At 74.3% G+C, this 20380-nt stretch carries 19 protein-coding genes; 15 read left to right on the top strand and 4 right to left on the bottom strand.

Going from position 1 to position 20380, the window contains the following annotated elements:
• Positions 1-199 precede the first annotated feature (199 nt).
• From GEV43_RS03350 to GEV43_RS03300, 11 genes are all read left to right on the top strand, one after another.
• A complete protein-coding gene (locus GEV43_RS03350) occupies positions 200-1195 on the top strand; it encodes a hypothetical protein (RefSeq protein ID WP_309239426.1) in 996 nt (331 codons plus the stop codon).
• Between the two features lie 129 nt (positions 1196-1324).
• Positions 1325-1522 carry a hypothetical protein gene (locus GEV43_RS03345; protein WP_160819433.1) on the top strand — a complete coding sequence of 66 codons (198 nt, stop codon included), beginning with the start codon at positions 1325-1327 and terminating at the stop codon, positions 1520-1522.
• Positions 1523-2013: 491 nt separating this feature from the next.
• Complete coding sequence (gene dapA, locus GEV43_RS03340) at positions 2014-2952, top strand: 4-hydroxy-tetrahydrodipicolinate synthase (RefSeq protein WP_160819432.1); 939 nt, start codon at positions 2014-2016, stop codon at positions 2950-2952.
• On the top strand, positions 2949-4634 hold the full coding sequence (locus GEV43_RS03335) for a ribonuclease J (RefSeq protein WP_160819431.1): 1686 nt from the start codon (positions 2949-2951) through the stop codon (positions 4632-4634). Before dapA ends, GEV43_RS03335 begins: the two co-directional genes overlap by 4 nt.
• Positions 4635-4850: 216 nt before the next feature.
• The gene (locus GEV43_RS03330) at positions 4851-7502 is read left to right on the top strand and encodes a DNA translocase FtsK (RefSeq protein WP_160819430.1); all 2652 of its coding nucleotides are present in this window, start codon (positions 4851-4853) and stop codon (positions 7500-7502) included.
• A gap of 396 nt (positions 7503-7898) precedes the next feature.
• A complete protein-coding gene (locus GEV43_RS03325) occupies positions 7899-8660 on the top strand; it encodes a helix-turn-helix domain-containing protein (protein WP_160819429.1) in 762 nt (253 codons plus the stop codon).
• Between the two features lie 111 nt (positions 8661-8771).
• Entirely contained in the window at positions 8772-10250 is a 1479-nt protein-coding gene (rimO, locus tag GEV43_RS03320; protein ID WP_160819428.1) for a 30S ribosomal protein S12 methylthiotransferase RimO, read from the top strand.
• Positions 10247-10837, top strand: a complete 591-nt coding sequence (gene pgsA / locus GEV43_RS03315; RefSeq protein ID WP_160819427.1) for a CDP-diacylglycerol--glycerol-3-phosphate 3-phosphatidyltransferase — start codon at positions 10247-10249, stop codon at positions 10835-10837. The genes rimO and pgsA overlap by 4 nt, the downstream gene beginning before the upstream one ends.
• A gap of 89 nt (positions 10838-10926) precedes the next feature.
• Entirely contained in the window at positions 10927-12222 is a 1296-nt protein-coding gene (locus GEV43_RS03310) for a CinA family nicotinamide mononucleotide deamidase-related protein (RefSeq protein WP_160819426.1), read from the top strand.
• A 111-nt stretch (positions 12223-12333) separates the two neighbouring features.
• Positions 12334-12690 (top strand): helix-turn-helix domain-containing protein, encoded by a 357-nt coding sequence (locus GEV43_RS03305; protein ID WP_160819425.1) that lies wholly within the window; start codon positions 12334-12336, stop codon positions 12688-12690.
• Positions 12691-12900: 210 nt separating this feature from the next.
• The gene (locus tag GEV43_RS03300; protein ID WP_160819424.1) at positions 12901-13368 is read left to right on the top strand and encodes a Dps family protein; all 468 of its coding nucleotides are present in this window, start codon (positions 12901-12903) and stop codon (positions 13366-13368) included.
• Positions 13369-13566: 198 nt separating this feature from the next.
• On the opposite strand, the gene GEV43_RS03295 is transcribed toward GEV43_RS03300, so the two are convergent.
• A complete protein-coding gene (locus tag GEV43_RS03295) occupies positions 13567-14418 on the bottom strand; it encodes an endonuclease/exonuclease/phosphatase family protein (RefSeq protein WP_160819423.1) in 852 nt (283 codons plus the stop codon).
• A 59-nt stretch (positions 14419-14477) separates the two neighbouring features.
• Positions 14478-15365 carry a LysR family transcriptional regulator gene (locus GEV43_RS03290; protein WP_160819422.1) on the bottom strand — a complete coding sequence of 296 codons (888 nt, stop codon included), beginning with the start codon at positions 15363-15365 and terminating at the stop codon, positions 14478-14480.
• 208 nt (positions 15366-15573) lie between these two features.
• On the opposite strand from GEV43_RS03290, the gene GEV43_RS03285 reads away from it, so the two are divergent.
• Positions 15574-16149 (top strand): TetR/AcrR family transcriptional regulator, encoded by a 576-nt coding sequence (locus GEV43_RS03285; protein ID WP_160819421.1) that lies wholly within the window; start codon positions 15574-15576, stop codon positions 16147-16149.
• A gap of 4 nt (positions 16150-16153) precedes the next feature.
• On the top strand, positions 16154-16702 hold the full coding sequence (locus GEV43_RS03280) for a DUF2867 domain-containing protein (RefSeq protein ID WP_160819420.1): 549 nt from the start codon (positions 16154-16156) through the stop codon (positions 16700-16702).
• Positions 16703-16725: 23 nt separating this feature from the next.
• Here the strand turns inward: GEV43_RS03280 and GEV43_RS03275 are convergent, their stop codons facing one another.
• A complete protein-coding gene (locus GEV43_RS03275; RefSeq protein ID WP_160819419.1) occupies positions 16726-18162 on the bottom strand; it encodes an MFS transporter in 1437 nt (478 codons plus the stop codon).
• 71 nt (positions 18163-18233) lie between these two features.
• Here GEV43_RS03275 and GEV43_RS03270 point away from each other — a divergent pair, with 71 nt between their 5' ends.
• Positions 18234-18539 carry a helix-turn-helix transcriptional regulator gene (locus GEV43_RS03270; protein ID WP_160819418.1) on the top strand — a complete coding sequence of 102 codons (306 nt, stop codon included), beginning with the start codon at positions 18234-18236 and terminating at the stop codon, positions 18537-18539.
• A gap of 170 nt (positions 18540-18709) precedes the next feature.
• Positions 18710-19756, top strand: a complete 1047-nt coding sequence (locus tag GEV43_RS03265; RefSeq protein WP_160819417.1) for an alcohol dehydrogenase catalytic domain-containing protein — start codon at positions 18710-18712, stop codon at positions 19754-19756.
• A gap of 21 nt (positions 19757-19777) precedes the next feature.
• Here the strand turns inward: GEV43_RS03265 and GEV43_RS49295 are convergent, their stop codons facing one another.
• Positions 19778-20305 (bottom strand): zinc finger domain-containing protein, encoded by a 528-nt coding sequence (locus GEV43_RS49295; RefSeq protein WP_309239425.1) that lies wholly within the window; start codon positions 20303-20305, stop codon positions 19778-19780.
• Positions 20306-20380 lie beyond the last annotated feature (75 nt).

Below are 20380 nucleotides of genomic sequence, written 5' to 3'. Positions count from 1 at the left end.
CGCGAGGGCCGTGCCGTACGGCCGGGCTGCCGGACCGCCTACGCGCATCATGCATCTCACCTGCGGCGACGCGCTGGCACGACGCGCGGTGCGGACGGAACCGTGGACGGCCCGTGAGTGGCGGGAAGGGCGATCCGTCCGGGACCATGGCCCGATGGCATGGAAAAGGGCACGACGGGCGATCCGGTGGACAGGCCGGGTGGCGGGGTTCGTGCTCGGGCTGGCCGCGCTCGCGCCGGCCGGCGCGTGGGTGTGGTGGCAGCCGGAGCCGCGGTCGCCCGGGACCGGGGCGAACGCCCTGTGGGCCCGGCACCAGTGGGTCGGCGAGGCCCACACCGAGGACGAGTACCGGGCGCTCGGCCGGCTCCTCCGCGAGAACCGGATGACGGACGTCTTCTTCCACGCCGGGCCGTTCGAGCCGGACGGCGGCGTCCCCGCGGCCAAGTACCGCAACGCCCGCAAGCTGATCGAGGCCGTGCGCCGGCACGCGCCGGGCGTCCGCGCGCAGGCGTACCTCGGGCAGATCAGGAAGGTCGAGGGGCACGGGGCGATCGACCTGGACGACGCCGCGGTGCGCGAACGGGTCCTCGCGACCGACGCGGTCTTCCTCGACCTCGGTTTCGACGGGATCCACTACGACTTCGAGCCGGTCTACCCGGACGACGCGGCGTTCCTGACGCTGCTGGACAGGACGCGGGAGCTGACCCGGTCCCGGGGCCGCCTGCTGTCGGTGGCGCTGGAGCAGGGCACGCTGGCGGACGCGGCGCAGCCCGTCCTCAAGGCGCTGCTGCCGAGGACCGGCGGGCTGCGCTACCCGCCGCGGCCGACCGAGCGGTTCCTCAAGGACGTCGCCGACCGCGCCGACCAGGTCGCGATCATGACGTACGACGCGGCGCTGCCGACCCGTTCGCTGGCCGGATGGCACTACGCGCGGCACACCGCGTGGACGCTGAGGACGATCGGCGACCGGACGACCGTGTTCATGGGCGTGCCCACCTACCGGCCGGCCATGGGCTGGGCGGAGGACCTGGACGGCGCGCTGCGGGGCGTCCGGCGGGGCGTCGACGAGCTGGACCGGCCGCCCGCGCGGCCGTACGGCGTCGGGGTGTACGCCGACTGGACCACCGATCCGGCGGAATGGGCCCGTTACCGCGCGAACTGGCTGCCGGGACCGCCAGAGAACGATGGCCGTTAGGCAAGCCCGCTCGTAACGTTCCAGGACGCGCGTCCGAGCAGGTCAGAAGCCCTGCCTAGCGATGGTGCGGCGGGGTACTCATCGGTGCGGGTAAGCCTACCGCCGGAAAGGGAAGTGGGGACGAGGCCGATGGGCATGCAGCAGACCGCGCGCAACGAGGCCGCCCGGCTCACCGAGCTGGCCGCCGAGTTCACCGGATGGCGGATCGGCCGCGGCGGCTCCGGGCACTGGTGGGCGGTCCGGGGCAACGAGCTCGTGCGCACCCCGGACGTCGAGGACCTCCGCGTGCGCCTGCGCCGGCTCACCGCGTCCCGGCGGGGCGCCTGACCGCGCGCGGGGGCCGGGACCCCGGCCGCACGGGAGCCGCAGGCAGGCGCCCCGGACACGGCCCGCCGCGTTATTGAACCGAGTCCGGGAAGTGGCCGGACTGACCCCGTAACGCGGCATTTGCGTGCCACGATGTGGATTGTGGGAGCCGTCGCCACGCGTACCCCCGAGCGTGTGGCGGCGGCTTCCTCACGTTCACGCGGGTTCCGTCTCCGCGGTTTCAGCGCCTCCGGAAGGCCGGAAAAAGCACGGACGGCCGCCGGGCGGCGTTCGGGCGAGGTGGAGGAGAACGGGTGGATTTCCTCGCGTGCGCGGGCGGGGCCGCGACGCTTCTTCCGGCGCGCGGCACGGGGGCCGCCGGGGTTTCCGCCGGACGGCCCGCCGGGCGCCTCCGCAAGACCCCTCGCAGGCGGACGACCTGGTGTGACATTCCCCCGCGGGGAGGGACCTGCGGGTCCAACTCGATCCTCCGGAACGGTACCGTTCGATGCATGGCACCCAGCACACCGAGTGACGCTCCGTTCGGGCGGATGCTGACCGCGATGGTCACGCCGTTCCTGCCGGACGGCGGCGTCGACTACGACGGCGCCGCGCGCCTCGCGACCCACCTGGTCGACGAGCGGCGCCACGACGGTCTCGTGATCAACGGGACGACGGGCGAGTCGCCGACGACGAGCGACGCCGAGAAGCAGCGCCTGCTGAAAGCCGTGATCGAGGCGGTGGGCGACCGCGCCGTCGTCGTGGCCGGTGCCGGCACCAACCACACCGAGCACACGCTCGGGCTCGCCCGGCAGGCCGAGGCCGCCGGGGCGCACGGGCTGCTGGTGGTCACCCCGTACTACAACAAGCCTCCGCAGGAGGGCCTGCTGCGGCACTTCACGGCCGTGGCGGACGCCACCGGCCTGCCGTGCATGCTGTACGACATCCCCGGCCGCGCCGGGGTCCCGATCCAGACCGACACGCTGCTGCGGCTCGCCGAGCACCCGCGGATCATCGCGGTCAAGGACGCCAAGGGCGACCTGTTCGCCGCCTCGCAGGTGATGGCCGAGACCGACCTGGTCTGGTATTCGGGCGACGACGTCCTCAACCTGCCCTGGCTCTCGGTGGGCGCCGCCGGGTTCGTCAGCGTGGTCGGGCATGTCGTGGGCGCCGAGCTCCATGAGATGATCGACGCACACCGCGCCGGCGACCAGGGGCGGGCGCTGGAGATCCACCGGCGGCTGCTGCCCGTGGTCGCCGCCATCATGACCCGTACGCAGGGCGCGATCGCCGTCAAGGCCGCGCTGAACCTGCTGGGCCTTCCGGGCGGCGGCCCGTTGCGCGCGCCGCTCGTCGAGGCCCAGCCGGAGTTCGCCGAGCGCCTGCGTGAAGACCTCACGATTGGGGGAGTCAAAGTGCCGGAGGTAACCATTCCGGAGGTCGCTAGGTGAGCCATCCTCACCCCGAGCTCTCACCACCGCCCGCGCTCGCCGAGGGCGGGCTGCGCATCGTCGCGCTGGGCGGCCTGGGGGAGATCGGCCGCAACATGACGGTCTTCGAATTCGGCGGACGGCTGCTCGTCGTCGACTGCGGGGTGCTCTTCCCCGAGACCGAGCAGCCGGGGATCGACCTGATCCTGCCCGACTTCGAGTACATCCGCGATCGCCTCGACGACATCGAGGCGGTCATCCTCACGCACGGCCACGAGGACCACATCGGGGCCGTGCCCTACCTGCTGCGCGAACGGCGCGACATCCCGCTCGTCGGGTCGAGGCTGACCCTGGCGCTGCTGGAGGCCAAGCTCACCGAGCACCGCATCCGCCCGGTGACCGAGGTCGTCGCCGAGGGCGAGCGGCGCTCGTTCGGGCCGTTCGACTGCGAGTTCCTGTCGGTCAACCACTCGATCCCCGACGCGCTCGCCGTGGCGATCCGCACGCCCGCCGGCCTCGTCCTCGCGACCGGCGACTTCAAGATGGACCAGCTCCCGCTCGACGGGCGGCTGACCGACCTCGGCGGCTTCGCGCGGCTCGGCACCGAGGGCATCGACCTGCTGATGTCCGACTCGACCAACGCCGAGGTGCCCGGGTTCGTCACCAGCGAGCGCAACATCGGCCCGGTGATCGACGAGGTGTTCCGCACCGCGCAGGAGCGCCTCATCGTCGCGTGCTTCGCCTCACACATCCACCGGGTCCAGCAGGTGCTCGACGCGGCCGTCGCCAACGGGCGCAAGGTGTGCTTCGTCGGGCGCTCGATGGTGCGCAACATGGGCGTCGCCCGCGAGCTCGGCTACCTGACCGTGCCCGAGGGCATCATGGTCGAGCAGAAGGAGCTGGACGACATCCCGGGCGACCGGCTCGTGCTGGTGTGCACGGGGTCGCAGGGCGAGCCGATGTCGGCGCTGTCGCGGATGGCCAACCGCGACCACCAGATCCGCATCACCGACCGCGACACGGTGATGCTGGCCTCGTCGCTGATCCCCGGCAACGAGAACGCGGTCAACCGGGTGATCAACGGCCTGACCCGCTGGGGCGCCAGGATCGTCCACAAGGGCAACGCGCTCGTGCACGTGTCCGGGCACGCGTCGGCGGGCGAGCTGCTGTACGTGCTCAACATGACCAGGCCCGGCAACTTCATGCCGATCCACGGCGAGTGGCGGCACCTGCGGGCGCACGCCAAGCTCGCCGCGCTGACGGGCGTCCCGGACGACAACATCGTCATCGCCGAGGACGGCGTGGTCGTCGACCTGGTCGACGGGCAGGCCCGCATCGTCGGGGCCGTCCCCGCGGGGTACGTCTACGTCGACGGGCTGTCGGTCGGCGAGGTCACCGAGACGTCCCTCAAGGACCGCAGGATCCTCGGCGAGGAGGGCTTCGTCTCCATCGTCGTCGGCATCGACTCCTCGTCCGGCAAGGTCGTGGCGGGCCCCGAGATCCACGCGCGCGGCGCGGGCATCGTCAACGAGGACTTCGAGGACGTCATCGAGCGCCTGGAGGCCGCCCTCCAGGACGCGGCGGGCGACGGCGTCAACGACGTGCACCAGCTCAGCCAGATCATCCGCCGCACGGCCGGCAAGTGGGTGAGCGACAACTACCGCCGCCGCCCGATGATCATCCCGGTGCTGGTGGAGGTCTAGCGAGCGGGCCCCCGGCGGCCGGGACGGAACGTTCCGGACGGCTCCGCGGGCCCGTGCGGCGGTGGTCCCGCCGCGCGGGCCCGCGCCCGTCTCGCGCCGTGCCGCGGGCGTTCCGCGCGGCCTCGCGGGCGTTCTGAGGGGCTTTGGGGGGTCTAAGGGCAACACGCCGCCCTCGTTCCTGGGGAACCCGGAGCCTACGTGGTTACTCTCATAACCATGGCCACACGTGCGTCCGGGGGAGCGAAGACCTCATCGCGTACCGGGGGCAGCGCGGCCCGCAAGCCCGCCGGGCAGGCCCCCCGCAAGCGGCCCGCCGCCGGCGCCAAGGGCGGGGGCGGCGCCCGGGGCGGAGGCGGCCGCGGCAAGGGCCGCCCGCCGCAGAAGCCCGATCCGATCCCCCAGGCGATCCTCGGCTTCTTCAAGCTGCTGTTCAAGCTCTACCAGCTCGCCGCGGTCGCGGTCGGCTCGGTGTTCCGCGCGTACGGGCACGGCGCCCGCAACCTCGACCCCGAGCACCGCCGCGACGGCCTCGGCCTCGCCCTGCTCGCCTCGGCGATCGTGCTGGCGTCGGTCACCTGGTTCCGGCCGGACGGCGTGGTCACGATCGCGCTGGAGAAGCTCGCCCGGGGCGGCATCGGCATCGTGGCCATGGTGCTGCCCGTCCTGCTCGCGCTGCTCGCGTGGCGCACGCTGCGCCACCCCGAGCACCACGAGGACACCGGCCGCATCGTCATCGGCATGACCGCGCTCACCGTCGGCGTGCTCGGCGTGCTGCACATCGCGGCGGGCATCCCGTCGCCGTCGAAGGACATGCCGGGCGTCCGCGAGGCCGGCGGGGTCGTCGGCTGGCTCGTCTCGGCGCCGCTGGAGGCGGGGCTGAGCGGCTGGGTGGCCGTCCCGGTGCTGCTGCTGCTGTCGGTGTTCGGCCTGCTCGTCGTCACCGCGACGCCGATCAACCGCGTCCCCGAACGGGTCGCCGACCTGTGGGCCGTCGCGACGCTCCAGAGCCGCGCCGAACGGGGCGCGGGCGGCGCCGAGGGCGACGAGCCGTCCCGCCCGCGCAGGCGCAGGGCCAGGAAGGACGCCGCCGGCGACGACGTCGCCCTGGAGGTCGGCGAGCACTCCAAGCCGTACGACACGCCGCTGCTGGACGACAAGCCGGGCAAGGACGCGCGGCCCCAGCGCGACCTGGCCGACGAGCTGTTCGAGCCCGACCCGTTCGGCGACGCCGACGTGCCGCCGCCCGCGCCGCCGGTGGAGGACGAGCTCCCGCCGCCGACCGTCCCGGACGAGCCGCGCGTGCCCGACCCGACCCCGGCGCCGGGACGCAGCGAGCAGCTCCCGCTGTCGTCGTCCGGCGAGATCTACGAGCTGCCCGAACCGGCGATGCTGCGCCCCGGCAGCGTCGCCAAGCCGCGCACCAAGGCCAACGACACCGTCGTCAACGCGCTGACCGAGGTGCTGGAGCAGTTCAACATCGACGCGCAGGTCACCGGGTTCACCCGGGGGCCGACGATCACCCGCTACGAGATCGAGCTCGGCCCGGCGGTCAAGGTCGAGAAGATCACCGCGCTGACCAAGAACATCGCGTACGCGGTGAAGAGCTCCGAGGTCCGGATCATCTCCCCGATCCCCGGCAAGTCCGCGATCGGCGTGGAGATCCCCAACGTCGACAAGGACATCGTCAGCCTCGGCGACGTGCTGCGCTCGCCCGCCGCGACCAACGAGCACCACCCGATGATCGTCGGGCTGGGCAAGGACGTCGAGGGCCGCACGGTCGTCGCCAACCTCGCCAAGATGCCGCACATCCTCATCGCGGGCGCCACCGGCGCGGGCAAGTCCACCTGCATCAACGGCCTGATCACCTCCGTGCTGATGCGCGCGACGCCCGACGAGGTGCGGATGATCCTGGTCGACCCGAAGCGGGTCGAGCTGACGATGTACCAGGGGATCCCGCACCTGATCACGCCGATCATCACCAACCCGAAGAAGGCGGCCGAGGCCCTCGAATGGGTCGTCGGCGAGATGGACCGCCGCTACGACGACCTCGCCGCGTCCGGGTTCCGCCACATCGACGACTTCAACATGGCGGTGCGGGCGGGCAAGCTGACCGCGCCCCCCGGCAGCGAGCGCGTCTACACCCCGTACCCGTACATGCTGGTGATCGTCGACGAGCTCGCCGACCTGATGATGGTCGCGCCGCGCGACGTCGAGGACTCGGTCGTGCGCATCACCCAGCTCGCCCGCGCCGCCGGCATCCACCTCGTGCTCGCCACCCAGCGCCCGAGCGTCGACGTCGTCACCGGCCTCATCAAGGCCAACGTGCCGTCCCGGCTGGCGTTCGCCACGTCCTCGCTCGCCGACAGCCGCGTCATCCTCGACCAGCCCGGCGCGGAGAAGCTGGTCGGGCAGGGCGACGCGCTGTTCCTGCCGATGGGCGCGAGCAAGCCGATGCGGATCCAGAACGCCTTCGTCGCCGAGAAGGAGATCCACGGGATCGTCGACCACTGCAAGGCGCAGATGGAGGCGGTCTACCGCGAGGACGTCACCGACGTCGCCGGGCCGAAGAAGGAGATCGACGAGGAGATCGGCGACGACATGGACCTGCTGGTCCAGGCGATCGAGCTCGTCGTGTCCACCCAGTTCGGCTCCACGTCGATGCTCCAGCGCAAGCTGCGCGTCGGGTTCGCGAAGGCGGGCCGGCTGATGGACCTCATGGAGAGCCGCGACATCGTCGGCCCGAGCGAGGGCTCCAAGGCCCGCGACGTCCTCACCAAGCCCGACGACCTCCCCGGCGTCCTCGCCGAGCTGCGCGGCGGCGGCGCCGCGAGGGCGGACGGCGCGGCGCCGAACCCGACCGACGCCTGACCGGCCCGTCCGACGCCCGCGCGATAGGCGGCGGACGTGGGTGCGTGTTCAGGGGCTTCGGGGACGGGGGCGGGCCGGGGCGTTCATCTGGACGTGGCGCGGGGGAGGGCGATTCTTACGCGATTCGTTCGCCAGATCCCGCTCGGTGGGCGTCATGATCGCGTACGGTCGAGGTAGGTGATCGTTCGTGCTCGTGCCGCTCCGCGCGGCGAGCGGGCCGGGACGGTCGCCGGGCGCGCCGCGCGAGCGGCGGCGGCTGGGTACGGACATGGCGGGAATGATGCGAAATCTTGCCCTGTTTCGAACGTGTTGTCTGTCGCCCAGCGGGCATTGCGGTTCCTAGACTGGTGTTCCTGGAGTGGGGTTGGTCATGGTCGCTCGCAAGGGAGGCTCGGCGTGAGCATCGGTGAGACCTTGGCGAAAGAGCGTCAGCGAGCCGGTCTCACCCTGACCCAGGTGAGTCTCCAGACCCGGATCCGCGAAACGGTGATCCGGGGGATGGAGCAGGACGACTTCTCCGCGTGCGGCGGCAACTTCTACGCGCGCGGCCACATCCGCAGCATCGCCCGCGTCATCGGCATCGACCCCGAACCGCTCGTCCGCGACTTCGACGAGTCGCACGGCGGCGCGCCGCAGCCCGTCTCCGCCATCTCGGCGTTCGAGCCCGAGCAGCCGGTCGCCGCGTTCCGCGAGCGGCGCTCCCCGAACTGGAGCGCCGCGATGGCGCTCGCCCTCGCCCTCGTGGTGATCTACGGCGTCGTCCAGATCGTCGGCAGCGGCGGCGGCGGCGAGCAGCGCACCGCGCGGCAGGTCGCCGGGACGCCCGGCGGCCAGGCCGCGGCGCCGAAGCCCGCGCCCACGACGCCGAAGGCGGGCGGCCCGGTCGCGGCGGCGCCGCGCAAGAACGTCGAGCTGCGGCTCAAGGCCAAGCGCACCACCTGGGTCAACGTCCGCGGCGACAAGGGCAGGGAGCTGTTCAGCGGGATGCTGCGCTCCGGCGACTCCAAGCGGTGGACGGCCAAGAAGAAGATCAGCATCGTGATCGGCAACCCGTCCGGCGTCCGGCTGGCCGTCAACGGCAAGGACCTCGGCACGCCGAGCAACGGCGGCGGCGTCCTGCGCCTCAGCTTCGACCCCCGCGACCCCGAGGCCGCCTGACCAGCGGCGGAACGCCGGCCGCCGGTGCGGCCCGGGCTCCGCGCGCGGGCGCGGCGGGCGAAGGCGTGGGCTCCGGTCTGCGCGGGCGCCCGCGCCCATTACCTTAGGGGCATGTCTGCACGCCGTAAGGTCTCCCTCGTCACGCTCGGATGCGCCCGCAACGAGGTCGACTCCGAAGAGCTCGCCGCCCGGATCGAGGGCGCGGGCTGGGACCTGGCCGAGAGCTCCGAGGGCGCCGACGTGGTGGTCGTCAACACCTGCGGCTTCATCGACGCGGCCAAGAAGGACTCCATCGACACGCTGCTCGCCGCGCACGACTCGGGCGCCAAGGTCGTCGCCGCGGGCTGCATGGCCGAGCGGTACGGCGCGGAGCTGGCCGAGGCGCTGCCCGAGGCGCACGCGGTGCTCGGCTTCGACGACTACGGCGACATCGGCGAGCGGCTGGACGACGTGATGGAGGGCCGGGCGCACGCGGCGCACGCCCCGCGCGACCGCCGCACCCTCCTGCCCATCAGCCCCGTCGAGCGCTCCGCCTCCGCGGGCGGCGTCTCCATCCCCGGCCACGGCGGCGACGCCGACGGACCCCGCGACGGAGACGGACCCGGCGACGCCGGCCGCGCCCGCGACGCCATCGCGGACCTGCCCGAGGGCGTGGCGCCCGCGTCCGGGCCCCGCGTCCTGCGCAGGCGGCTCGGCGGCGGGCCGGTGGCCCCGCTGAAGCTCGCGTCCGGCTGCGACCGGCGGTGCACGTTCTGCGCGATCCCGGCGTTCCGCGGGGCGTACGTGTCGCGCTCCCCGGCGGAGGTGCTGGAGGAGGCCCGCTGGCTCGCCGGGCACGACGTCCGCGAGCTGTTCCTCGTCAGCGAGAACTCCACCTCGTACGGCAAGGACCTCGGCGACCTGCGCGCGCTGGAGAAGCTGCTGCCCGAACTCGCCGCCGTCGAGGGCATCGAGCGGGTGCGGGTCAGCTACCTCCAGCCCGCCGAGACGCGCCCCGGGCTGATCGAGGCGATCTGCTCGACGCCGGGCGTCGCGCCCTATTTCGACATGTCGTTCCAGCACGCGAGCGGGCCCGTGCTGCGCTCGATGCGGCGGTTCGGCGACCGGGAGCGGTTCCTCGGGCTGCTCGACCAGATCCGCGCGCTCGCGCCCGAGGCGGGCGTGCGCTCCAACTTCATCGTCGGCTTCCCCGGCGAGAGCGAGGACGACTTCGAGGAGCTGGCGGCGTTCCTCACCGACGCGCGGCTCGACGCGATCGGCGTGTTCGGCTACTCCGACGAGGACGGCACCGAGGCCGCCGGCCTCGGCGGCAAGCTCGACCCCGCCGAGATCGCCCGCCGCGTCGAGGAGCTGTCGGCGCTCGCCGAGGAGCTCACCGCGCAGCGCGCCGAGGACCGGATCGGCTCGCGGGTCCGCGTCCTGCTGGAGGAGAAGGCCGAGGACGGCGGCTTCGAGGGGCGCGCCGAGCACCAGGCGCCCGAGGTGGACGGCACGGTCCTGGTCCGCGGCGAGGGCCTCGCGCTCGGCGAGATCGTCGCGGCCCGCGTGGTGGGCAGCGACGGCGTGGACCTCGTCGCGGACGTGTCGTGATCGCGGGGACGCCCGATCCGGCGGCCGGGGCCCCCGGTCCGCCGCCGCCCAGCGTCTACAACATCGCCAACGCGCTCACGCTGATCAGGATCGCCCTCGTCCCGCTGTTCGTGTGGCTGCTGTTCCTGGACGGCGCGCTCATGCGGCTCGCGGCGTTCGCGGTGTTCGCGGTCGCCTCCGTCACCGACAAGATCGACGGCGACCTCGCCCGCGCCCGCAACCTGGTCACCGACTTCGGCAAGATCGCCGACCCGATCGCCGACAAGGCGCTGACCGGCGCGGCGCTGATCAGCCTGTCCGCGCTCGGCGAGCTGTGGTGGTGGGTGACGGCGGTCATCCTCGTCCGCGAGATCGGCATCACCGTGCTGCGCTTCGTGGTGATCCGCCGCGGCGTGATCCCCGCGAGCAAGGGCGGCAAGCTGAAGACGATGCTCCAAGTGATCGCGATCGGCCTCTACATCCTGCCGGGCCCGCTCGACCCGCTGCGCTGGCTCGCCATGGGCGCGGCGCTCGCCGTGACGGTCGTCACCGGGGCCGACTACGTCGTCCGGGCGTGGCGGCTGCGCCGTCCGGGCACACCCGCCTGACCTCGGCCGCCGCCGACCGCACCGGTTCCGGGCGGGCCGGCCGGGAGTAGATTCGGGGACGGCATGATCTCGATGGGCGAGGGGGCGGTGTGCGGGTCGAACTGCTGACGGTCGGGGACGAGCTGCTGCTCGGCGACACGATCAACGGGAACGCGGCCTGGATGGGGCGGCGGCTGGCCGAGCGCGGCGTCGAGGTGACGCGCAGCGTCGTCGTGGGCGACGAACCGGACGTGATCGTCGCGGCGGTCGAGGAGGCGCTCGGCCGCGCCGACGCGGTGCTCACGACCGGCGGGCTCGGCCCCACCTACGACGACGTCACCCGCGACGCGCTCGCCAAGGCGGCGGGCGTCGCGCTCGTCCGCGACCCCGCCCTGGAGGCCCGGCTGCGCGAACGGGTCGCCAAGGCGGGCCGGGACCTCCAGCCGATGGCGCTGCGCATGGCCGACGTCCCGGAGGGCGCGGCGCTGCTCCGCAACTCGGCGGGCTCGGCCCCGGGGCTGCGCGTCGAGCTCGGCGGGGGCGTGGTGTACGCGCTGCCCGGCGTCCCGTCCGAGATGCGGACGATCATGGACGAGGTGGTGCTGCCGGAGCTCGCCGCCGGCGCGGGGCCGCTCGCCGTCGCGCGCCGCACGGTCCGTACCGCCGGGCTCTGGGAGTCGGTGATCGCGGCCCGGCTGGCCGAGGTGGAGGCGATGCCCGGGATCCGGCTGGCCTACCTGCCCGACCCGGCGGAGGTGAAGGTCCGGATCACCGCGGCCGGCGGCGCGGCGCAGGAGCGCCTCGCCGAGGCCGAGGGACGGGTCAGGGCGCTGCTCGGCGACGCGGTGTACGGGACCGGCGACGAGAGCCTCGCCTCGGTCGTGCACCGGCTGCTGGGCGAGCGGGGCGCGACGGTCGCGGTCGCCGAGTCCCTCACCGGCGGCCTGATCGGCGCGGAGCTGACCTCCGTGCCCGGATCGTCCGACACCTTCGCGGGGGGCGCCGTGACGTACGCGACGTCCATGAAGCACCGGATGCTCGGCGTGGACGCGGGCCTGCTGGACGAGCACGGCGCCGTCCACCCCGAGGTGGCCCGGCAGATGGCCGAGGGCGTCAGGGACCGGCTGGGCGCCGGGTACGGCCTCGCGGTGACCGGCGTGGCCGGTCCGGACCCCCAGGACGGCCGTCCGGTCGGAACGGTCTACGTCGGGTTGGCCGGACCTGGAAGCGAGCGGCTCGTGACCGCCCCGCGACTCCCCGTGCCGGGAACGGGCATGGAGATCCGGGCGGTGATCCGCAGGATGACGGTCGTGCACGCCCTTGAGCTGCTGAGACGCGTTCTGGCCGGGGTTGCGCCGGAGGACGTGGCGCGGGATGCTCGGGAGGATCGGGAAGAACGGGGCTGATTACAGCGTTACGTTCCGAGCGAACACGAAATCAACGGTCTGCCACGGCCGCCGTTCCGCCGGGTACGGTGGAACCGGCAGATGGTCCGAACTGAGGGAGGGAGCGAGACGATGGTCCTGCTTCGCAGCCTGCTCGGTGACGTACTGCGGCAGCTGCGGCTGCGCCAGGGACGCACCCTCCGTGAGGTGTCCGCGGCGGCACGGGTTTCCCTCGGGTATCTCTCCGAGGTGGAGCGGGGGCAGAAAGAGGCGTCTTCGGAGTTGCTCGCCTCGATCTGCAAGGCTCTGGGAGTGCCGCTGTCGCACGTACTGCGCGAGGTCGCCGATTCGCTGGCGCTCGCCGAGCTCCAGCACGAGCCCGTCATGGCGGGCGCGCCGCCCGAGCACGAGCGCATCTCGGCCGAGAGCATCCCGGAGACTCCCGAGGAGATCACCGGGGAGTTCCGCGCCGACATGGTCGCCGCCTGACGCGGCCTGCGGCGGGCCGGTCCGGCCGGCGGCGCGAGAGCGCCGCGCGGGGTCGCGACGCGGCCCGGCGCGCCCGCGTGGCGCGCCGCTGACGCTCACTTGACCTAAACGGGCCGCGGGTGTGCGCGTTCTCACGAGTGAGCCCGGCATACGAGGGGACCCTTCCAGGTTGTAACGGTCATACCGGAATGACGCGGAAGGAGTCCGACAATGGCGACGGTCAAGAGCCCGCTCACCGAGTCCGCCCAGAAGACGACGGGCGAAGCGCTCCAGGGGGCCCTCGTCGATCTGATCGATCTCTCCCTGCTGGCCAAGCAGGCCCACTGGAACCTCACCGGCCGCAACTTCAAGGTCGTGCACGAGCACCTCGACGAGATCGTCGACCTCGCCCGGCAGGGCATGGACGACGTCGCCGAGCGCGCCATCGCGATCGGCGTCAACCCGGACGGACGGGCGCGCACGGTGGCCGACCGCACCGAGCTGCCGCAGCTCGACGCCGGCTACATCGCCGACGACAAGGCGGTCGCCTCCGTGGTCGACGCGCTCGCGCAGATCATCGGACGGTTCCGGGAGCGGATCGCGGCCACCGACGAGCCGGACCAGGTCAGCCAGGACCTGCTCATCGGCATCACGGCCGAGCTGGAGAAGCAGCACTGGATGTTCCAGGCCCAGAGCTGACCGACGCGGGAACGGCCCCGGACGCCACACGGCGCGCCGGGGCCGTCCGCGTGTCACGGCAGGGCCGCCTGTCCGGACGGCACGCAAATCTCACTCCGCGGTGCTGAGCGCCTCCGAGCCGGGTCGCCGCGCCCCTTCCGAGGCGTTCGCGGACGGACGGTCGGTCGGCCGGGCGGGCGAAGCGGTGCCGGTCGTTGGTCAGAGGCGCGGGCGTCCCGGGCTCGGACGGTCGGCGTGCTCGGCCAGGTCGGCGACCACGGCCGCGTGGTCGGACGGCCACACGCCGCCGACCGGGGCCGTCCCCGCGCGGGCGACTGACAGGACGCGGCCGAGCCCGCCGGGGCCCGGCTGCCCCACGTGGACGTAGTCGATGCGGGCGCTCGGGTCCCCGCGCGGCGTGGCGAACGGGTTCTGAGCGTCCCAGGTGTACGGGCGCGCGCCGGGCTCCGCGAACTCCCACGCGTCGATCAGCGTCAGCCCCGGCGCCGACGGCGGCGCCTTGTAACCGCCCAGCATGCGCATCTCGTCGGAGTCGGGCCAGGCGTTGTGGTCGCCGGTCACGACTGGCGGGAAGTCCGTCGCGTCCCGGTGCGCCGCCACGAACGCGCCGAGCGCCCGCACCTGCTCGCACCGTACGGCCGACAGCGACGGGACGGGTTCGAGGTGCGTGGTGAAGAACGCGACGGGGCGTTCGGGCGCGTCCAGGAGGGCGTGCAGCGCCACGCGCCCGTCGTCGTTGACGCCGGGCGGGAGCGGCGCGACCGCGCGGGCGGCGACGGGCCAGCGGCTCAGCACCGCGACGCCCACGCCGTAGCCGGTCTCGTCCGCCCGCTGCCGCCAGCGCCCGGTGCCGCCCTCGAACGGCGCCCACGTCCAGTGCAGGCCGAGCTCCGCGGCGGCGCGGGCCGCGAAGTTGTCGTCGCCGTTCCCCCAGACCTCCTGCAACCCGACGACGTCGGGCCGCAGCTCGCGCAGCACGGTGAGGACCGCCTTGCTCCGCTCCTCCCACGGCCCGAACCGCCACCAGAGGTTCCATGTCACGATCCGCATCAGCCGATGGTCACATGCGGGCCGTCCCCGTGTCCGCCCGCCCCCGGCCGGGGGCTCGCTCACGTGGCGAGATGCCGGACGACCGTGTCGGCGAACTCCTGCGCCAGCGGGCTCAGCGCGTCCCACTGCCGCGCCGCCCAGCCCGCGGTGAGCGGCGGCAGGTCGGGGATCGGGACGAGGCTGACCACGCCGCCGGGCCCGTACGCCCAGCCGGGCAGCGCGGGCAGGATCGCGTGCCCGAGACCCAGCTCGGCGAGCAGCAGCGCGGTGTCCCAGTCGGCGACGCCGGTCGTGGACGTGAGCCGCACGCCGTGCTGGTCGAGGTGGCGTTCCAGGTGGAGCCGCGAGGTGGAGTGCGGGGGCAGCTCGATGTAGCGCAGGCCGGCGAGGTCGCCGAGCGTGATCGAGGCGCGGTGCGAGAGCGGGTCGTCGGTCCGCACGGCGAGGACCCAGGGCAGCTCGCAGGACGGCCGCTGCTCGACGCCGTCGAAGCGGGGGCCGACGGTGACCCAGGCGAGATCGGCCCCGTGCGCCTTGACGGCCTCCAGGCACCGGCCGCTCGACGCCGCGGTCTCGAACTGGAGGGTGACCTCGGGGTGCCGTTCGCGGAACGCCGCGACGCCGCGCGCCATGAAGTGCCGGACGGTCGTGGCGCCCGTCGCGACGCGGACCGTCCCGCCCGCGCCCTCGCGCAGGTCGTCCAGGCGGCGCAGGGCCGTGCCGAGCCCGGCGATGCCCTCGGCCGCGGCCCGGTAGAGGATGCGGCCCGCGGGCGTGGGGGCGACGCCGCGCGGGAGGCGTTCGAGCAGGGCGAGGCCCGTCTCGCGTTCCAGCCGCTTGACGTGCTGGCTGACGGCCGGCTGGCTGCACGCGAGGTCCCGGGCGACGGCGCTCAGGTTGCCCGCCTCGCAGACGGCCACGAACACCCGCAGGTCGTCGAGGGTCATGGCGCCGAACCTACCTCAAGACTCACCCTTGGGTCTTTCCAAGAAAACCCGAGAATTGACTTGGGTGCGCGCCCGCTCCGAGAATCGCCGTACGGGCGCAGGATCCGGCGACCCGGTCAGGCGGCGACCCGCCCGGACGCACGGGGGTACGGGCGGGCGCCGACCGTCTTTACTTTACGGAACGGCTCGTATCGTTTATGGTCGGACCATGAACCGGGGACGACCGCGGTCGGAGCGCGTGGACGGGGCCGTGGCCGCCGCCGTCCGGGACCTGCTGGACGAGATCGGCTACCAGGCCCTCAGCATCGAGAAGGTCGCCGCGCGGGCGGGCGTCGGCAAGGCCGGGATCTACCGGCGCTGGCGCTCCAAGGCCGAGATGGTCTTCGAGACCGCCGTGCACGGCCCCGGCATCGCGCCGCCCGCCGACACCGGCACGCTGCGCGGCGACCTCGCCGCGCTGGGGGAGCGCATCGTCGCGCTGCTGTCCGCGCCGCACGCGCGGCCGGCCGTTCCCGGGCTGCTGGCCGACGTGGCCGCGGACCCCGCGCTCGCCGGACGGTTCGCGTCGGGGTTCGTCGACTCCGAGCGCGCCGTCCTCGGCGAGATCCTCGACCGCGCCGAGCGCCGGGGCGAGGCGGCGGGCGCGGACCCCGCGTTCGTGCACGCCCTGCTGCTCGGCCCGGTCTTCGCCTACCTGTTCCTCGGCGGCGGCGACGTGCCGCCGCCGGACCTGCCCGCACGGCTGGCCGCCGCGGTCGCCGCCGCGCTCGGAGTTGAGGAGTGACCCGATGGAGCTCGACCGCGTACTGCCCGACTACGACTTCCGTTCCCGCTACACCCGCAGGATCTCGGCCGCGCCCGACGAGGTCTGGCGCGCCGTCATGGAGCTGACCGCCGAGGAGCTGCCGGTCGCCCGCACGCTCATGCGGCTGCGCTCGGCGGGCCGGACCCGGCTGGACGGGCCGCTGATCGACGCGTTCCCGACCCCGACCCTGCTCGTGCGAGAGGGGTCCGAGCTGGTCAAGGGCAAGATCGCGAAGTTCTGGCGGATGTCGCCGCAGACCGCGCCGGTCGCGCCCGGCGACCCGGACCAGTTCGCCTCGTTCGACGCGCCGGGCTGGGCGAAGGCGGCGCTCGGGCTGCGCGTCGAGCCGGACGGCGACGGCGCCCTGCTGGTGTTCGAGACGCGCGTGCGGGGCACCGACGCGTTCGCCCGCCGGGTCTTCGCGCCGTACTGGCTGCTGATCAGGGCGGGCGGCGCCGGGTTCATCCGCCTGGAGATCCTCGGCGCCGTCGCCCGCCGCGCCGAACGGGCCGCCATCGCCGCGCCCGCGTAGCCGCCGCGCCGTCCGGTGGGCGTTCAGGCGGCGCGGACGGCGGCCTCGGACGGCCGCGCCAGGGTGCGCGTCCCGGCGCCGATGCCGAACAGCGACGCCGCGGCGGTCATCGCGAAGACGACCGCGAACGACGTCGCCTCCTCCCAGCCCGCCGACACGCCGAGCGCGACGACCGCGCCGCCGAGACCCGTCATCACCGCCACCGAGAGCGTCTCGGAGAGCTGGAGGCTCGCGCTGGTGGCGCCCTCCTCGCCCGCGCGGGCCTGGCCGAGCGCGAGCGTGGTCACCGACGGGTAGACCAGGCCCATGCCGAGCCCGCCGACGCCCCACCCGGCGGCGGCGACCGCGACCGGGAGCGCGTCGTGCAGGGCGACGGCCGCGACGAGCACGCCGAGGCCGGCGACGAGCAGGCCGAACCCGGCGACCACGCGCAGCCGCCGGCCGCGGTCGCCGCCGCGCTCGTCCACCCGGGCCTGGAGCCACGCCCCGGCGACCCAGGTGACGGCGCCGACCGCGAGGGCGAGGCCGGCGCCGGTGCTCGACAGCCCCCACACCGTCGTCATCGCGAGGGGGAAGAACGCCTCGCTGCCGTAGTAGCCGACGCTCACCAGCCCGCGCACCGCGACGGCGCTCGGCAGGCCCCGGCGCAGGCGCAGCGTCCCGGCCGGGAGCAGGCGGCGCAGCACCGGAACCGTGATCGCCGTGCCCGCCGCCACCAGCGGCACGAGGACGAACGGGTCGTGGTCGCTGAGGCCCGCCATGATCGCCCCGGCGCCGACCGCCAGGGCGACGGTCGCCCACAGGTTGCTCGGGCCCGCGTCGTTGGTCGGGCCGAGCCGGCGCAGGCCGGGCAGCGTGAGCGCCGCGGCCACCGGCACGAGCGGGACGAACACCACGAACACCGCCCGCCACCCCGCGGCGTCCGCGAGCCTGCCGAGGATGACCGGCCCGACCAGCGCCGGGAGCGTCCAGCAGGACGCGACGAGCGCGAGCATCTTCGAGCGCAGCCGCTCCGGGTAGGCGCGGCCGACGCCGAGGTAGACGAGCGTGAGGACGCCGCCGACGCCGAAGCCCTGCGCGGCGCGCGCGACCAGCAGGACGTGCCAGGTGGGCGCGGCCGCCGCGGCCGCGCAGCCCGCGACGAACACCGCGAACGCGATCAGGTACGGCCGCACCGCCCCGGTCCGGTCGGCGAGCCGGCCGGTGATCACGGTGCCGACCATGTTGGCCAGCATGAACCCGGTGAACGCCCAGCCGAACAGCGACAGCCCGTCCAGCTCGTCGGCGATCTTCGGCAGGACGGTGGTGACGCCCAGCCACAGGAACGCCACCAGGGTGACCGAGAGCGTGAGGCCGAGCGTCAGCGCCCGGTGCGGCGGCGCCAGCAGGGTCTCGCGCGCCTCGTCCGCGCCGGGGTCCGGCTCTTCGCCGGGGGACGGTTCCTCGCCGGGGTCGGGCATCGGCCCTCCTATATAGGGGAAACACTATTTAGTGTTTCGACTATATAGACCGGCAACGATAGGGTGTCAACATGATCGAAAGCGATGACCGCCAGGTGGGGATGCTCCGCGCCCTCGGCCATCCCGTACGGCTCGGCATCGTCCGCCGCCTGGCCGTGGAGCCCGAGATCTGCGCGTGCGACTTCACCGAGGCGTTCGGCGTGAGCCAGCCGACGATCAGCCAGCACCTCAAGGTGCTGCGCGAGGCGGGCCTGGTCACCACCCTGCGGCGGGGCACGCAGATCTGCTACTCGGTCGCGCCGGGCGCGTTCGCCGAGCTGGCCGACCTGATGACCGCCCTCACCGGCCCCGCCCCGGCCGCCGCCCGCACCGCCTGACCAGCGGCCCGCCGCGCGCGGGCTCTCGGTCTGCCGCGCGCGGGCCCCGTGCCGCCCGGCCCCGCCGCGTGCGGCGCGGGGGTCCGGCGTACGGTGGTCGCGGCTCAGTCGGGTGGGTGTCGGTCGGTCGGGCGGTGCGGCGGGGCTCCGCGCCGGGAGGGTGCGGGCGGATGCGCGCGTTTCGGATCGTGGAGTGGCGGCGGCCTCCGGCGCTGGTGGACGTCCCGGTGCCCGAGCCCGGCCCGGGGCAGGTCCTCGTGCGGGTCGCGGGATGCGGCCTGTGCCACTCGGACCTCACGATGATGGACCTCCCGCGCGAGGTCGGCGAGGCGATCGGCTGGCGCGCGCCGTTCACCCTCGGGCACGAGACCGCCGGACGCGTCGCGGCGCTCGGCGCGGGCGCCACCGGGGTCGCGCCCGGCGACGCGGTGGCCCTGGTGTCGCCGTCGTCCTGCGGCGGGTGCTGGTACTGCGTGCGCGGCCTCGACTCGTCCTGCCCCGACGGCCTCGCGGGGCGCGGGTACGGGCGCGACGGCGGGCTCGCCGAGTACGTGCTCGCCGGAGGCGTCCGCGACCTGGTCCCGCTGCGCACCCTGGACCCGCGGACGGCCGGGCCGCTCACCGACGCCGGCGCCACCGCCTACCACGCCGTGCGGCGGGCGCTGCCGCGCGTCGTCCCCGGCGGCCTCGCGGTCGTGATCGGCGCGGGCGGGCTGGGGACGTTCGCCGTGCAGTTCCTGCGGGCGCTCACGTCCGCCCGCGTCGTCGCCGTGGACGCCGATCCCGCCCGCCTCGGCCTCGCCCGCGAGCTCGGCGCCCACGAGGCGCTGGCGGGCGCCACCGGCGCGACGCCGGGCGAGATCAAGGCGCTGTCGGACGGCGGGCGCGGCGCCGACGCCGTCCTGGACTTCGTCGGCGCGGACGGCACGATCCGCGCGGGCCTCGCGTCCCTGCGGCCGGGCGGCGCGTACGGGCTCGTCGGCGCGTCGGGCGGGACGTTCCCCGGCCCCTGGTTCGGCGGGCTGCCGCGCGACGGAGAGGTGTTCACCTTCCAGGGATCGACGATCGCGGACGTCCAGGAGGTGGTGGCCCTCGCCGAACGCGGCGCGATCCGCAACGAGGTCGAGGTCTTCCCGCTCGAACGCGTCGAGGAGGCGTACGCCAGGCTCGGCGAGGGCGGGCTGCGCGGCCGGGTGGTCGTCGTCCCGGACGGCTGAGCGGGCGGGCGCGGAGCGGGGTCAGCCGGGCTGGCAGCGCGGGCACCAGAACGTGACGCGCGGCCCCACGTCGGACGCCTGGTCGGCCCGCAGGATCCGCGTGCCGCAGCGGCGGCAGGGCCGCCCGGCGCGGCCGTACACCCAGTGCTCGTGCCCGCGCCGCAGGTCGCCGGTGGTGATGTGGCCGTGGCGCTCCCTGTTGGCGTCCAGCAGCCGGTGCGCGAGGTCGACCATGGCCGGGAGGTCCGCGACGTCCCGCACGGCCGTCCACGCGTTGACGCCGCGCAGGAACAGGACCTCGGCCTTGTAGACGTTGCCGATGCCCGCCAGCCTGCTCTGGTCGAGGAGCGCCTCGCCGATCGCCCGCTCGGGGCGTTCGCCGAGCCGCCGCACGGCCTCGGCGGCGAGCGCCGGACCCCACCGGGAGTCGAGGAGGTCGGGGCCGAGATGCCCGACCGCGCCGTCCTCCTCGGCGGTGCGCAGCAGCTCGACCAGGCCGAGCGAGTAGCCGACGGCGAGCCACTCGTCGTTGCCGAGGACGAGCCGCACCCGGTGGTCGCGCGGCGGGGGCCGGCCCTGCGCACCTGCCAGCGCCCCTCCATCAGCAGGTGCGTGTGGACGGTC

The organism is Actinomadura sp. J1-007, from assembly GCF_009793335.1.
Taxonomy (GTDB): domain Bacteria; phylum Actinomycetota; class Actinomycetes; order Streptosporangiales; family Streptosporangiaceae; genus Spirillospora; species Spirillospora yumaensis.
Note: the sequence above shows the minus strand (reverse complement) of the source record. Positions and strands in the feature narration are given on the sequence as shown.